This window comes from Actinophytocola sp. KF-1 (genome assembly GCF_054661535.1).
Genome location: NZ_BAAFVK010000010.1, coordinates 251891 through 265998 on the forward strand (window position 1 = coordinate 251891; position 14108 = coordinate 265998).

At 69.7% G+C, this 14108-nt stretch carries 13 protein-coding genes; 2 read left to right on the forward strand and 11 right to left on the reverse strand.

Going from position 1 to position 14108, the window contains the following annotated elements; translation table 11 throughout:
- Nucleotides 1-2: 2 nt before the first annotated feature.
- The 3 genes from ACYQ77_RS29335 to ACYQ77_RS29345 all read right to left on the reverse strand — a co-directional run bounded on the left by ACYQ77_RS29335 (nt 3) and on the right by ACYQ77_RS29345 (nt 3247).
- Complete coding sequence (locus tag ACYQ77_RS29335; protein WP_459716832.1) at nt 3-842, reverse strand: carbohydrate ABC transporter permease; 840 nt, start codon at nt 840-842, stop codon at nt 3-5.
- Complete coding sequence (locus tag ACYQ77_RS29340; protein ID WP_459716834.1) at nt 839-1855, reverse strand: carbohydrate ABC transporter permease; 1017 nt, start codon at nt 1853-1855, stop codon at nt 839-841. The genes ACYQ77_RS29335 and ACYQ77_RS29340 overlap by 4 nt, the downstream gene beginning before the upstream one ends.
- An 81-nt stretch (nt 1856-1936) precedes the next feature.
- Nucleotides 1937-3247, reverse strand: a complete 1311-nt coding sequence (locus tag ACYQ77_RS29345; RefSeq protein ID WP_459716835.1) for an ABC transporter substrate-binding protein — start codon at nt 3245-3247, stop codon at nt 1937-1939.
- Between the two features lie 342 nt (nt 3248-3589).
- On the opposite strand from ACYQ77_RS29345, the gene ACYQ77_RS29350 reads away from it, so the two are divergent.
- Nucleotides 3590-4264, forward strand: coding sequence for a hypothetical protein (locus ACYQ77_RS29350; protein WP_459716837.1), 675 nt, complete (start codon nt 3590-3592; stop codon nt 4262-4264).
- Here the strand turns inward: ACYQ77_RS29350 and ACYQ77_RS29355 are convergent.
- The 6 genes from ACYQ77_RS29355 to ACYQ77_RS29380 form a co-directional block, all read right to left on the reverse strand.
- Entirely contained in the window at nt 4250-4891 is a 642-nt protein-coding gene (locus ACYQ77_RS29355) for a hypothetical protein (RefSeq protein ID WP_459716838.1), read from the reverse strand. The two genes, ACYQ77_RS29350 and ACYQ77_RS29355, sit on opposite strands and share 15 nt — an antisense overlap.
- An 86-nt stretch (nt 4892-4977) precedes the next feature.
- Nucleotides 4978-5949 carry an SMP-30/gluconolactonase/LRE family protein gene (locus ACYQ77_RS29360; protein WP_459716840.1) on the reverse strand — a complete coding sequence of 324 codons (972 nt, stop codon included), beginning with the start codon at nt 5947-5949 and terminating at the stop codon, nt 4978-4980.
- Nucleotides 5950-5957: 8 nt separating this feature from the next.
- Complete coding sequence (locus ACYQ77_RS29365; RefSeq protein WP_459716841.1) at nt 5958-6617, reverse strand: histidine phosphatase family protein; 660 nt, start codon at nt 6615-6617, stop codon at nt 5958-5960.
- Nucleotides 6614-7654, reverse strand: coding sequence for a phosphotransferase family protein (locus ACYQ77_RS29370; protein ID WP_459716843.1), 1041 nt, complete (start codon nt 7652-7654; stop codon nt 6614-6616). The genes ACYQ77_RS29365 and ACYQ77_RS29370 overlap by 4 nt, the downstream gene beginning before the upstream one ends.
- Nucleotides 7651-8448, reverse strand: coding sequence for an SDR family NAD(P)-dependent oxidoreductase (locus ACYQ77_RS29375; RefSeq protein WP_459716844.1), 798 nt, complete (start codon nt 8446-8448; stop codon nt 7651-7653). The genes ACYQ77_RS29370 and ACYQ77_RS29375 overlap by 4 nt, the downstream gene beginning before the upstream one ends.
- Nucleotides 8448-9653: an acyl-CoA dehydrogenase family protein gene (locus tag ACYQ77_RS29380; protein WP_459716846.1), complete on the reverse strand. Its 1206-nt coding sequence runs from the start codon at nt 9651-9653 to the stop codon at nt 8448-8450. The genes ACYQ77_RS29375 and ACYQ77_RS29380 overlap by 1 nt, the downstream gene beginning before the upstream one ends.
- 123 nt (nt 9654-9776) lie before the next feature.
- Here ACYQ77_RS29380 and ACYQ77_RS29385 point away from each other — a divergent pair, with 123 nt between their 5' ends.
- Complete coding sequence (locus tag ACYQ77_RS29385) at nt 9777-10148, forward strand: nuclear transport factor 2 family protein (protein WP_459716848.1); 372 nt, start codon at nt 9777-9779, stop codon at nt 10146-10148.
- 873 nt (nt 10149-11021) lie between these two features.
- Here the strand turns inward: ACYQ77_RS29385 and ACYQ77_RS29390 are convergent.
- Together ACYQ77_RS29390 and ACYQ77_RS29395 are read right to left on the reverse strand one after the other, a co-directional pair.
- Nucleotides 11022-12212, reverse strand: coding sequence for a S8 family peptidase (locus tag ACYQ77_RS29390; protein WP_459716850.1), 1191 nt, complete (start codon nt 12210-12212; stop codon nt 11022-11024).
- Between the two features lie 280 nt (nt 12213-12492).
- Nucleotides 12493-14097, reverse strand: a complete 1605-nt coding sequence (locus ACYQ77_RS29395; RefSeq protein ID WP_459716852.1) for an AMP-binding protein — start codon at nt 14095-14097, stop codon at nt 12493-12495.
- Nucleotides 14098-14108: the final 11 nt, after the last annotated feature.

A 14108-nucleotide genomic window follows, 5' to 3' on the forward strand; every position in this document is an offset into this window, starting at 1 on the left:
CATTACTTGACGCCTCCTGCGGTCAGGCCTGCGATGATGCGTCGCTGGAAGATCAGCACCGCGATGACGAGCGGCACCGTGACGATCACGCCGGCGGCCATCTTCGTCCCGAACGGACTGTCGTAACCGGAGATGCCGGTGAACTGGGAGATGGCGACCGTCGCGGTCTTCATCTCCTTCTCGTTCACCATGGTCAGCGCGATGATGTACTCGTTCCACGCCGCGATGAACGTGATGATCGCGGTGGTGAACATGCCCGGCGCGGCCAGCGGCAGGATCACCTGGCGGAACGCCTGCCCTCGGGTGAGACCGTCCACCATGGCCGCCTCCTCCAGCTCCTTCGGCATCTGCCGGAAGAACGTGGCGAGCGTCCACACCGCCAGCGGCAGCGCGAACGAGAGGCTGGGCAGGATCATCGCCTGGTAGGTGTTGATCCACTTGATGTCGATGAACAGCTTGAACAGCGGCACGATCAGCGCGACGCCGGGGAACATCGAGGTGGCGATGATGATCCCGGCGACGACGTTCTTGCCCCGGAAGTCCAGCCGGGCGATCGTGTACGCGGCGAACGTGCCGACGATCAGGGTGAGGATCGTGGTCGTGCCCGCCACGAACACGCTGTTCAGGAGCGACCGCCAGAAGCCGACGCTCGGGCTGAACACCGACTTGAAGTTCTCGAGCGACCACGGGCTGGGCAGCACCGAGTTCGAGCCGATGTCGTTCGGCCGCCGGAACGCGGAAACGACCATCCAGTAGAACGGGATCAGGCAGTAGACGACGATGATCCCGATACCGATGTTGAGCAGCCAGCGGCGACCGCCGGGGGCCCTCGTGTCACTCATGTCGTCACCATCCCGGGGACACCCTTCGGGCGCTGCTTTTGCTCCTTGGCACGCGTGCGCGCCTCACCGATGACGTCGGCGCCGAGCAGCTTCACGAACGCGTACGCGACGAGCGCGACGTACAGGAACAGCACGACCGCGTACGCGGCGGCAGGCCCGAAGTTCAGGTTCGTCGCCTGTTCCTGGGCCAGCATCGACAGCGTCTCGACGGACGACTTGCGCTGCCCGATCATCACGTACGGCAGGTCGAACATCCGCAGCGCGTCGAGGCCGCGGAACAGGATCGCGACCAGCAGCGCGGGTTTCACCAGCGGCAGTGTGATCCGCCAGAACTGCTTCCACGCCGAGGCACCGTCCACTCTGGCCGCCTCGTAGACGTCGTTGGAGATGATCTGCAGGCCCGCGAGCACGAGCAGGCCCACGAACGGCGCCGTCTTCCACACGTCCGCGATGACCACGGCGATCTTCGCGTGGAAGCCCTCCGTGGTCCAGAGGACCTGCGAGTTCAGGATCTCGTTGGCGACACCGTCGGCCTGGAAGATGAACTGCCACATGATCGCCGACACGACGGTCGGGATGGCCCACGGCACCAGGATGCTGGCCCGCACGAGGCCCTTGCCGCGCAGCGCGTGGTGCATCACCAGCGCCATCGAGACACCGATGACGATCTCGAGGACCAGCGTGGTGACGGTGAAGAACGTGGTGTTGACGAAGGCGTTCCAGAACCGCTCCGCGGTCTCGCCCTTGAAGATGTTGGCGTAGTTCTCGACGCCGACGAACGTGTCGCCCTTGACGACGAAGCCGCTCTCGTCGAGTCCCTCTTTCCGCTGGTACAGCGACTCGCGCAGCGCCGCGATCAGGGGGTACAGGATCACGAGCGCGAGGACGAGGAACGTCGGCGTCAGCAGCATGAACGCGAGGCGGCCGTGCTTCTGCGGGTCCCGCTTCGCGGTCGACGGTTGTTTCTTCGGATCGCCTGCCGCGGCCTGCGGCGGCGCGGTGGTGGCTGTCACGTCAGCACTCCCAGGTGGTGATACAGGGAAGCCGGCCGGGCAAGTCCTGAAGAGGGCCTGCCCGGCCGGCGGTTCTCGGAGCTACTGCGCGGTCAGCGACTCGAGCTTCGACTGCAGTTCCTTCAGCGCGTCGTCGGTGCTCGTCTCACCGTTCATCGCGCCGTACGCGGCCTCCTGCATGGCCGCCGTGACCTCGTTGTACTTCACGGCCTGGGGCCGCGGCACCGCGTTGAGGATCGACTCCTTCAGCGTGGTGAGGTACGGGAACTGCTTGACCAGCTCCGCGTCGTCGTACAGGTTGGCCCTGGTCGGCGCCTGGGACGTGGCGATCAGGTTCGACCGCTCCGCTTCCTCGCTGGTGAAGAACTTGATGAAGTCCAGCGCGGTCGCCTTGTTCTCGGCGAAGGCCGAGATCGCGAAGTTGTGACCGCCCAGAGTGGACACACCGGGGCCGTCCTTGCCCGGCAGCGGGGCGACGTCGAACTTGCCGGCGACCTTGGACGAACCGTCGGTCGCGTTGGCCAGCGCGTACTGGTACGGCCACTGGCGGTGGAAGATCAGCTGACCGTCCTGGAACGCGCGACGGCCCTCCTCCTCCTTGTAGGTGACCGCGGCGGCCGGGATCTCCTTGGACTTGACGCCCTCCACCAGGAAGTTCAGGCCGTCCTTGGCCTCCTGGGTGTTGACGGTCGGCTTGCCGGACTCGTCCAGGATGGACCCGCCCGCGGACTGCACGGCCTCGGAGAAGTTCACCGTGAGGCCCTCGTACTTGTCGAACTGGCCCGCGTAGCAGCCGACGTTCTTGCCCGCCGGGGTCGCCTGGACCTTGGCGCAGGCGTCCTTCATCTCCGCCCACGTCTTCGGCGGCTCGGTCACGCCCGCGGCCTGGAGCAGGTCCTTGCGGTAGTAGAGCAGGCCACCGTCGGAGTACACCGGGACGGCGTAGAGCTTGTCGCGGTACTTCGCGGTGTTCACGGCCGGCTCGAGGAAGTTCTCGAGGTCGAACTGGTCCTCCGGCAGCTGCACGACCCACTGGTTCGCGGCGAACTCGGCGGTCCACACCACGTCCAGGTTCAGGATGGTGAACTCCTTGGACTGCGCCTGGGCGTTCTGCACCATCTGGTTGCGCTGCTCGTCAGCGGCCTCGGGGAGCTCGGTGATCGTCACCTTCTCGTCCGGGTGCTCCGAGTTCCACTGGTCTACCAGCTTCTGCATGTTGCCCGAGGTGTCCTTGCCGGTCGCGAACTTGATCGGACCGCGCCCCTCGAGCGCACCGGCGTTGGCGCCACCGCCACCGCCACCGCCGTCGGAACCGCTATCGCCACAACCGGCCAGCACGACCGCCGCGACGGCAAGCAAGGCGGCACCGCGCACCCTTGCTTTACCCATCATCTCGTTCTCTCCTGTCGATCAAAACGGAACACACACCCGCCCGGGCCCCTGGGCCATTGGGGACCTGGGCGGAACACGGTATACACGAAACTGGCGGAGCGGACCCGATGGGGACACGGCGGCACGGCGGCACGTTGAGGCCAAGCCGATTGCGCGGCTCGTGTCCCGAGTCATCCTCGACTCCTCTTCGCCGGTCCATTTCGGACCGGACCTGACTGTGACCAGCTACGGCTGGCACACTACTCGCCAACTTGATCGGTTAACGGCGGCCAAGCGTGGACCAGGGTCCGCGCGAGTGTCAACCCCGCAATTGTTATGGAGTGGACAGGAGATCAGACCGCGATGACAGCCCAGTCCGGTGAACGGTTCGAGGAGTTCCCGACGCCGCCGAACGGCCTCCGGATGCCGGTACACACACCGCCGAACGGCGGTGCGAGTCCTCGTGCGATCGCAGTCTTCGCCTGCGTGGCCGGGCTGGTCGTGGGCGCCGCGGTGGCGTCGGGGATTTGGTTGCTATTCGGCAACGGCGGCCCGTCGTCGTCGCCGGTTTCCGCCCCGGCACGACTGGGCGATTACTACCGGTTTCCCGACGTGCCCGAGCTGTCGTCGGGCGACGCCCAGCGCACGACGGTCGAGCGCCAGGAGCGCTACGACCGGGAGAACTCGGCCCGGTTGTCGCAGGCCCACGACGGGGCGGGCGCGGTCGTCCAGCAGTACGCGAACGCCGACCTCGACGAGATGTTCTCGCTGGAGGTGGTGCGCGCGCCGAGCCCGTTCCCGCCGTACGTGCCGTTCACCGACCCCGAGGACCTCGGCGTCGACAAGCCGATCGAGGAGGTCCTGCGGTACGGGGCGGTGGCGTGCGCGGTCCGCAACGACCCCGGCCAGCCGCCGAGGGTGATGGCCTGCACGCGTTCCGCCGACGACCTCACGGTGTCGATCACGCACGTCACCGCGGACATCGACCCCGAGGACGTCGCCGCGCTGGTCGACGACGCCTGGTCAGAGGTGAGCTGACACCCGCTCGCCCGCGCGGCGCACCAGCCGCGCGAACTCCCGCCGGTCCAGGTCGCCCCGCGCGATCCCGGTCAGCACGACGACGTGGTCGTCGACCGCCGCCATGGCGACGCCGACCGTCACCACCCCGTCACCGGACGACACCCGCGCGGCGAACGCGTACCCGTCCGCGGGCTGGTCGAGGCGGCTGAACTCGACGGTGCCGTCGTCGAAGGTGGTGGTCGCGCAGGTGCCGACCAGCTCGTCGAGCCGGTCGCGGTCCCAGGTGGGCACGTCGTCGGCGGGCGCCACCAGCTCGAGGTAGGCGGTGCCGTCACGGCGCGCGGAGACGGCGCGGGCGGTGCTTGCGGTGGCCGGTTCCGGCCGTGCCCGCAGCAGCTCGGCGCACTCGGCGGGCTCGAGACCGGCGGGCAGACCGGTGCCTGCCCGGGCGAGCTGGTCGGGTGTCAGCGCCGCGACCTCGTACCCGTCGCCGAAGTCGGCGCCGGTCAGCAACGCCTCGTCCGCGCTGCCCGCCCGGTCCTGGACCAGGGCCACGACGACCACGAGGACGAGGAGCGCCAGCGCGGCCGCCCACCACGCCACCCGCCGCTTCCCGCGCGGCTCGATCCCGAACTCGTCCGTCACCGGCCCGATCCTGTCAGAGCACGGCCCGCACCCGGTCGACGGCCGGTGGCCGCTCCTTCCCCACCCCGAACACCACGCCGCGCGGGCTACGGCAGCGAGAACCAGGCGACCGCGCGTTCGTGCAGGCTGCCGAGGTACACGACGCCGTCGACCTCGCGGACGCCCGTGACCATGTGGTAGTCCGGGCGCACGGACCGGTAGTCGTGCACCACCTCGCCGGTCGTGCCGTCGACGGCGCGGACCCACACCACCCGCTTCTCCTTGACCTGCAACGGCTCCGGCAGCGCCCACGCCGCCTTGCGGATGGCCGGGTGCAGCCGGTGCGCGAGGTCCAGCGCGGCGATCCTCGGCGACGCCATCGCGACCCACACGAGCCCGTCGGAGCCGGTCGCGATGTTGTCCGGGAACGCGGGCAGGCTCGCCACCAGCGTCGTGTGCTCGCCGGACGGCAGCGCCACCCGGTCGAGCCGGTACGACCCGCTGCTCGCGACCACCACCCACGACTCGTCGGGTGCGAGCGCGACGCCGTTCGCGAAGTGCAGCCCGGTCAGCAGCACGTCGAGCGTGCCGTCCGGGTCGCGGCGCAGCAGCCGGCCGGTGCCGCTGTGCTCCAGCAGGTCGGCCTTCCAGTGGTCGAGGTCGAACCGGGACGTCGAGTCGGTGAAGTACACGGTCCCGTCGGCCGCGACCGCCGCGTTGTTGCACACCCGCAGCTCCGGGCCGCGCGGCACCAGCACCTCGACGTCGCCGGTCTGCCGGTCGACCAGGAGGAGCCCGCGTCGCGAGTCGCACACCAGCAGGCGACCGTCCGGGTACCACTCCAGGCCGAGTGGGCGGCCGCCGGTGTCGGCGATCGTGTCGAGCCTGCGGCCGTCCTGGGTGAGCCGCAGGATCCGGCCGTCCTCGACGCCGGTGTACACGTGGCCCTTGTCGACGAGCACGTCCTCGGCGCCGTACCCGTTGACCTGCACCACCGTCAGTGCGGGCAGCGGGTCCGGGTCGGCCTTCGGCGCCGCGGGCGGGCGCCACACCCGCGGGCTGATCTTGGGGCGTGCCATGCGTCCTCCTACCGGTAGGTCAGCAGGTCGCGGTGGGGACCGTCGAAGTGACCGTGCTCGTTGACCGACACCAGGCTCACCCCGGACCGGCCGCGCACCAGCTTGGTGATGCTCGCGTTCGCCATGGTCCGGTTGAGCGCGAGGTACCCCGCGGCAGGCGCGGACAGCAGCGTCGCGCAGATCGCGCTGATCACGCCCGCCGAGGTGAACACGAGCGCGGCGGTGCCGCGCGGCAGCCCGGCGAGCACCTCACCGAGCGCGTCGCGGACGCCGCCGGTGAACTCGGCCCACGTGCCGGTCGAGCCCGCGGCGTGCCCGCCGCTGATCCACGCCTCGATGGCCTCGTCGAGCTGCCGCTGGAAGTGCCGGGTCGCGTCCTCCAGCTCGGCGACCGGCTGCCCGGACGGCACGAGCCCGAGGTGGTCGTACTCGTTCCACCGCGCGTCCTCGCGGACCGGCAGCTCGACCCCGGCCTCGGCGAGGCACGCGGACGCGGTCTGCAGCTGCCTGCGCAACGTGCCGCTCCACACCGCGTGGACCGCGAGCTCGCGCCGCCGCAGCTCCTGGCCGAGCACGACGGCCTGCTGCTTGCCGGTCGCGGACAGCAGGTCGTAGTCGGGCCCGCCGAACGACGCCTGCCCGTGACGCAGCAGGTAGACGGCGGTCACGTGATCGCCTTGCGGCAGCGCTCGTCGAGGTAGGCGACGAACCGGGGAAAGCCGGCGAACGCCTCGTTGTGCGTCTGTCCACTGTGGTAGCGGTAGTAGATCTGCTGCATGATCACCTGCAGCCGGAACCAGCCGAACACCTCGTAGAACACCCAGTTGTCGGCGGAGAGGCCCATGCGGTCGCAGTAGTAGGCGACCAGTTCCCTGCGCTTGGGCATGCCGGGCAGGTGCGACGGCTGGCGCCGCGACAGCTGCGCGACCTCGTCGTCGTCGGCCTGGATCCAGTACGCCATGCAGCCCGCGAGGTCCATCAGCGGGTCGCCGAGCGTGGCCATCTCCCAGTCGAGGACGCCGACCACCGTGAGGTCCTCGTCGAGGACCACGTTGTCGAACCGGAAGTCGTTGTGGATCACGCAGGTGCGCACGTCGGCAGGCTGGTTGGCGTCGAGCCAGGTCATCACCGCCTCGCCGTCCGGCGAGTTCGGGGTGCGTGCCTTGCGGTAGCGGTCGGACCAGCCGCGCACCTGGCGGGCGACGTACCCGGCGCCCTTGCCGAGGTCGGACAGGCCCGCCGCGTCCGGGTCCACCTCGTGCAGCTCGATGAGCCGGTCGAACGTGCGGTACGCGAGCGAGGACGCCTCGTCCGGTGACAGCGTCAGCCCGTCCGGCAGGTCGCCGCGGAGGATGATGCCGTCGATGCGGTCCATGACGTAGAAGTCCGAGCCGAGCACGTCGTGGTCGGTGCACAGCGCGAGCACGTTCGGGACGTACGGGTAGACCGGCTTGAGCTTCTCCTGCACGGTGTACTCGCGGCGCATGTCGTGCGCGGAGGCCGCCTTGTGCCCCTTGGGCGGGCGGCGCAGGATCAGCTCGCGGTCCGGGTAGGACAGCAGGTAGGTCAGGTTCGAGGCGCCGCCGGGGTACTGGCGCACCTCCGGCGGGCCACCGAGGCCGTCCACTCTGGACGACAGCCACTCGTGCACGGCCGCCGTGTCGAACGCGTCCTCGTCCCGCAGCGCACCTGGCTGGTCCTTCACCGTTCTCCCTTCTCCACGGCCGCCCGCAGCCGTGTCCAGTACTTCCGCACCTGCCCGTCGGTGCGCCCGAACCGCTTGAGCAGCGCGGAGCGGCGCCCGTCGGGATGGGTGAGCAGGAGGAACTTCTTGCGTGCCACCGCGTCGAACACCTGGTCCGCGACGTCCTCGGCGGTGATCTTCGACGACGTCATCAGCCGGTCCATCAGCGTGGCGAGCGCCGGGTCCGGGCTGCGCAGCCGGTCGCCGAGGTTGGTCCGCACGAACGCCGGGCAGACCACGGTCGTGTGCACGCCGTAGGGCTCGAGCTCGAGGCGGAGCGTGTCGGAGAGCGAGATGACGGCGGCCTTGGTGACGTTGTAGCTGCTCATCGCGGGGAGGTTCATGATCCCGGCGAGCGAGGCGACGTTCACCAGGTGGCCGCTGCCGCGTGCCTTGAAGTCCGGCACGAACGTCCGGCAGCCGAGGACGACGCCCTTGACGTTGATCGCCCAGATCCAGTCCCAGTCGCCCGCGCCGATCTTCTCGAACCGGCCGCCCGCGCCCACGCCCGCGTTGTTGACGAGCACGTCCAGCCCGCCCCACTCGCGCTCGCACCACTCGCGGGCGCCCGCCCATGCCGCTTCGTCGGTGACGTCGAGCCCGATGGCCGACGCCCCGATCTCCTCCGCGGCGCGCGCCGCGGCTGCGACGTCCACATCGGACAGGAGAACCCGCCGGCCCGCGCCCGCGTAGCGCGCGGCAATGGCCCGCCCGAGCCCGGACGCGGCGCCGGTGACGAGTACGCGGTCGGCCATTACTTGTGGGCAGCCATCTCGTACCGGGCGACGAGGCCCATGTGGACCTCGTCGGGCCCGTCGGCGAGCCGCAGGGAGCGGGCGCTGGTGTAGGCGGCGGCGAGCGGGAAGTCCTCGGACAGCCCGGCGGCGCCGTGCAGCTGGATGGCCATGTCGATCACCTCGAGCGCCATGTTCGGCACGGCGACCTTGATCTGCGACACCTCGCTGCGCGCGCCGGCGAGGCCCTTGGTGTCGAGCAGCCACGCGGTGTGCAGGACGAGCAGCCGCGCCTGGTTGATGGCGATCCGCGCCTTGGCGATGCGCTCCCGGTTGCCACCGAGGTTGGCGAGCGGCTTGCCGAACGCCTCCCGCTTGCTCGCCCGTGCGCAGGCCAGCTCGAGTGACCGCTCGGCGAGCCCGATGAGCCGCATGCAGTGGTGGATGCGGCCCGGCCCGAGCCGCCCCTGGGCGATCTCGAACCCGCGGCCAGGCCCGGCGATCACGTTGCTCAACGGCACCCGGACGTCCGTGAAACTCACCTCGCCGTGCCCGTACGGCTCGTCCCGGTGCCCGAACACGGACAACATGCGCTCGACCTTCACCCCTTCGGTGTCGATCGGCACGAGCACCATCGAGTGACGCCGGTGACGGTCAGCCTCGGGGTCGGTGAGCCCCATGAAGATGACGACCTTGCAGTTCGGGTGGCCGACGCCCGTGCTCCACCACTTCCGCCCGTTGATCACGACCTCGTCGCCGTCGACGACGGCGGTGGCCGCCATGTTGGTGGCGTCGGAGGACGCGACGGCGGGTTCCGTCATGCAGAAGGCGGAGCGGATCTCACCGCGCAGGAGCGGCTCGAGCCACTGTTCCTGCTGGTCAGGGCTGCCGTACTGGGTGAGGACCTCCATGTTGCCGGTGTCGGGCGCGTTGCAGTTGAAGACCTCGGGGGCGATGAAGGAGCGCCCCATCTGCTCGGCGAGCGGCGCGTACTCGACGTTGGAGAGGCCGGCGCCGCGGTCGGTGTCCGGGAGGAAGAGGTTCCAGAGGCCTGCCTCGCGCGCCTTGGCCTTGAGCTCGTCGATGACGGGCAGGACCGTCCAGGGGTCGGTGCTGGCGTGCAGGGCCCGGTGGTACTCGGGCTCGACCGGCTCGATCTCGGTCCGCACGAAGTCGGACACCCGGCGCAGGTAGTCGGCCGCCGTGGCCGAATGCGAGAAGTCCACGAAAGGCACCCTAGCCGCGGAAAACCGAGTTCATCGATGCAGAACAGGTTCTCTTCGCCTGAGACCTGCGTCACTGCCCAGAGCCCTGTGGTCACGCCGCCCAAAGCGGCCTAGGGTGCCGCCATGCAGGCGAATCCCGCCACCCGGTTCAACGACTGCGTCAACCACGCTGACCTGCACGGACTGGCAGAGTTGATGACGGACGACCACCGTTTCGTGGACGCCGCGGGGGCCGTCGTGCGGGGGAAGCAGGCGTGCCTGGCCGCGTGGCGCGGGTTCTTCGCCGCTTTCCCGGACTACCGGAACACGTTCACCTCTGTGGCGACGCGCGGGCACGTCGTCGTGATCGAGGGCTGCTCAGTCTGCGCCGAACCGGAACTGGCGGGCCCAGCCCTGTGGACGGCGATCGTCGAGGGTGAGCGGGTCGCGGAGTGGCGCGTGTACGAGGACACTCCCGCGACGAGAGCCGCGCTGGGCCTGGCGGGTCCTATGTAGACCGCTGGCCGCCGGCCCCCTCGAACCACACTACCGGCGCCCACCGACAAAACCGGCCCACCGCAACGAGGTTGTCCACAAGCGGGCAACGACCCGCCCCCAGCACCCGGCAAAGCCACGCTCGTCACAGCCAGCTTCCAGGTGCTACCCATCGCAGACCCGATCCCAAGCCCTCGCCCCGCCAACGAACACCCACAAACAACGGAACGCCCGGCCAAGCCCCCAACCCGAAGTCCGCTCACACCACAACCCACAGCGAGAACGCACCCACGCCCCCGCCACAACCAGAGCCCAGCCCCGCCCCACAGACAAACCCCCATCCCACGCCCCAACAACAAACAACGGAGCACCCGACCAACCGCCGACCGGTGCATGCCCCAACCAGGCAAATCCCCACAGGCAAGCCCCGAAACCACCCCACCCCGGGCTCGACAAACCCAACAACCACCCGACCACCCCCGGCCGATGCATGCCCCAACCAGGCAAATCCCCACAGGCAAGCCCCGAAACCACCCCACCCCGGACTCGACAAACCCAACAACCGCCCGCACAAAAACGGAGCACCCGACCGCCGGCCGGTGCATGACCCACCCCGGCAAATCCCCACAGGCAAGCCCCGAAACCACCCCACCTCAGGCTCGACAAACCCGCCCGCACAAAAACGGAGCGCCCGACCGGAAATCCGGCCGAGCGCTCCGCAAACCCCAGGGCCCGCACACGACAACCGACGACGCAGAGCGTCTCGCGCGCGCGATGCCCAGCCCCCACCCGATCCCGGGGGCGTCCCGCCGTGCCAGTCTACCAGGTGGGGGTGACAGGAACGAGGGGGTCGGTGTTGGTTGTGGACAACTCAGTGGGTTGTGGACAACTCTGTCAGGCGCCCGTGTAGAGCAGCAGGTTCGGCGTGCCCGGGCTCGCGTTGGTGATCTTGTCCGGGGTTGCCGCGCCGGTCAGGCCCGTGGCCACGTCCGCCGGGGTGGCGTCCGGGTTGGCCGACAGGAACAGCGCCGCCGCGCCCGCCACGTGCGGGGTGGCCATCGAGGTGCCGCTGATCGTGTTGGTGGCACCGTCGTTCCACGACGACGTGATGTCCACGCCCGGCGCGTACAGGTCCACGACCTCGCCGTAGTTGGAGAACGACGCCTGGCCGTCCGCGTCGTCCGACGCCGCCACGGTGATGGCCTCGGTGACGCGGGCGGGCGAGAAGTCGTTCGCGTCCGCCGACGAGTTGCCCGCCGCGATCGCGAACGTCACGCCCGACGAGATGGCGCCGCGCACGGCCTCGTCCAGTGCCTCGTCGACGCCGCCGCCGAGGCTCATGTTCGCCACCGACGGGCCGCTGTGGTTCTGCGCCACCCAGTCGATGCCCGCGACAACCTGCTCGGTCGTGCCGGAACCGCTGTCGTCCAGCACGCGGACGCCGACGATGTCGACGCCCTTGGCCACGCCGTACTCGGCGCCGCCGATGGTGCCCGCGACGTGCGTGCCGTGCCCGTGCCCGTCGGCCGGGTCGTTGTCGCCGTCGATCGCGTCGAAGCCGCCGGTCGCCCGGCCCTCGAACGTCGGGTGGTCGACCATGACGCCGGTGTCGATCACGTACGCGGTGACGCCGTCACCCTTGTTGGTGTAGGTGTACGAGTCGTCCAGCGGCAGGTCGCGCTGGTCGAGCCGGTCCAGACCCCACGACGGCGGACTGTCCTGCGTGTCGTTGATGGTGAACTTCTGGTTCGCCTGCACGAACTCGACCGCGCCGTCCGCGGCGAGCCGCTTCGCCTCCGCCTCGGTGGCGTGGACGGCGAACCCGTGCAGCGCGCTCGAGTACGTGCGGCTGACCTGTGCGCCGTACTTGGCCGACAGGCTCGACGCCTCCGCCGCGACGGACGCGCTGCGGACGCCGTCCTTCAGCACCACGATGTAGCTGTCCGCCACCGCGTTCTCGCTGCCGGCCAGCAGGATCTGCCCCTCGGCCGCTTGTGCGGGCATCGCCGCGATCGCCGTGGCGACCGCCACCGCACCCGCCACTCCCGCGCCGGCGATGAGCCGGCCCCGACCCGTGAGTTTCATTGCTCACCCTTCCAGTCCCCGACTGATAAAAGGACGAGCCGCACTGCGCAATTGCTGCCCCTAATACGGCCGTCCCATGGTCATGCAACCTCCGGGCGACAACGAGAAGCAATGACTGACCGTTACCAGTTTTAGCCCGAACGGAGTATAAGCAACGCGCTGACCTGGGTTAACAGCACGACCCGACGATCGTCTGGAATTGTCGGGACAGAATTCGCCCGCATTATGGGACGCAATTACCGACGATCTGCGGTTGCGCCGAAAATACGGATGTGATAACTCAGCCCAGTTTGTTGCGCAGCAGTTTGCCGGTCGCGTTGCGCGGCAGCTCGTCGACGAACACCACGTCGCGCGGGACTTTGAACCGCGCGAGGTTGGCCTTCACGTACGCCTTCAGCTCCTCGCCGTCGACGGTCACGCCCGGCCTGCGCACCACGTACGCCGCGAGCCGCTGCCCGTACTCGTCGTCGGCCACGCCCGCGACCGCCGCCTCGGCGACGCCGTCGTGTTCCAGCAGCAGGTTCTCGATCTCGCCGGGGAACACGTTCTCGCCGCCGGAGACGATCATGTCGTCGTCGCGGCCGTCGATGAACAGCAGACCGTCCTCGTCGTAGTGGCCGACGTCCCCACTGGACAGCAGCCCGTCGATGATCTCCTTGTGCCTGCCGTCGGTGTAGCCCTCGAAGGACAGCATGCTGCCGACGAACACGCGGCCGGTCACGTGCGGCGCGGTGATCTTGCGGCCCTCGTCGTCGTAGAGCGCGACCCGGCAGCCGACCGGCGCGCGGCCGACCGTGCCCGGCGCCTTCCGCCAGTCCTCCGGCGTCGCGACCGTCGCGACCGCGACCTCCGTCGACCCGTACAGGTTGTGCACGACGTCGCCGAACGCCTCGGTCGCCCGGTTGCCCAGCTCGGGCGGCAGCGCGGAACCGGCGCAGAAGATGATGCGCAGCGACGACGTGTCGTACTTCGCCAGCACCTCGTCGCCGAGGTCGAGGATGCGCCGCAGCATGGTCGGCACGAGCACCAGCGCGGTGGCCTTGTTGTCCTGGACGGCGCGGACCGTCGCCTCCGGGTCGAACTTGCGGCGCAGCACCACGGTCGAGCCGAGCGACAGCGACAGCAAGAACTGCGACAGACCGGTCCCGTGGAACAGCGGGGCGGCCATGACCGTGCACTCCCCGGTCCGCAGCGGGATCCGGTCGAGGAACTGGGCGGCGGCGAGCGGCGAGCGGACCGTGCGCGGCGCGCCCTTCGGGGTGCCGGTGGTGCCGCTGGTCAGCAGCACCAGACCGCCGGGGTTCGGCGGGTTCGGCACGGGCCGGTCGTCGGTCTTGGCGATCAGCTCCTCGAGGGTGGGCACGTCGTGCCCGTCGTCGTCGACCCACGCGAGGACACGCTGGACGTCGCTGTCAAGGGCGTCAACCAATGAGGTGAATTCCTGGTCATAGACGACCGCCTCGACCTTCTCCCGGCGGGCGACGTCCACGAGCTGCGGCTTCGCGAAGCCGGTGTTCATGAGCAGGATGCGGGCGCCGAGCTTCCCGGCGGCGATCATGGTGTCGACGGCGCCGCGGTGGTCGCGCGCCATGAGCGCGATGACCGACGTCGCCCCGAGCCCGCGGTCGGCGAACGCCCTGGCCAGGGCGTTCGCACGGGTACCGAGCTGGTGGTAGGTGAGCGAGCCGAGCTCGTCGACGATGGCGACGGCCGTGTCGTCGCGGTCGGCGGCGACCTGCGCGGCACCCGCGATCGGGCCGAGCCGCCGCAACGTCAGCAGCGAGCGGAGTGCCTGGTCAGGGCGGGCGACGGGGGCCAGCCCGGCGCGCCTGAGCACGTCGAACCCACGGATCGCGGCCGGTACCTGGGAGAGCGCCCTGAACACTCGCTGACCTC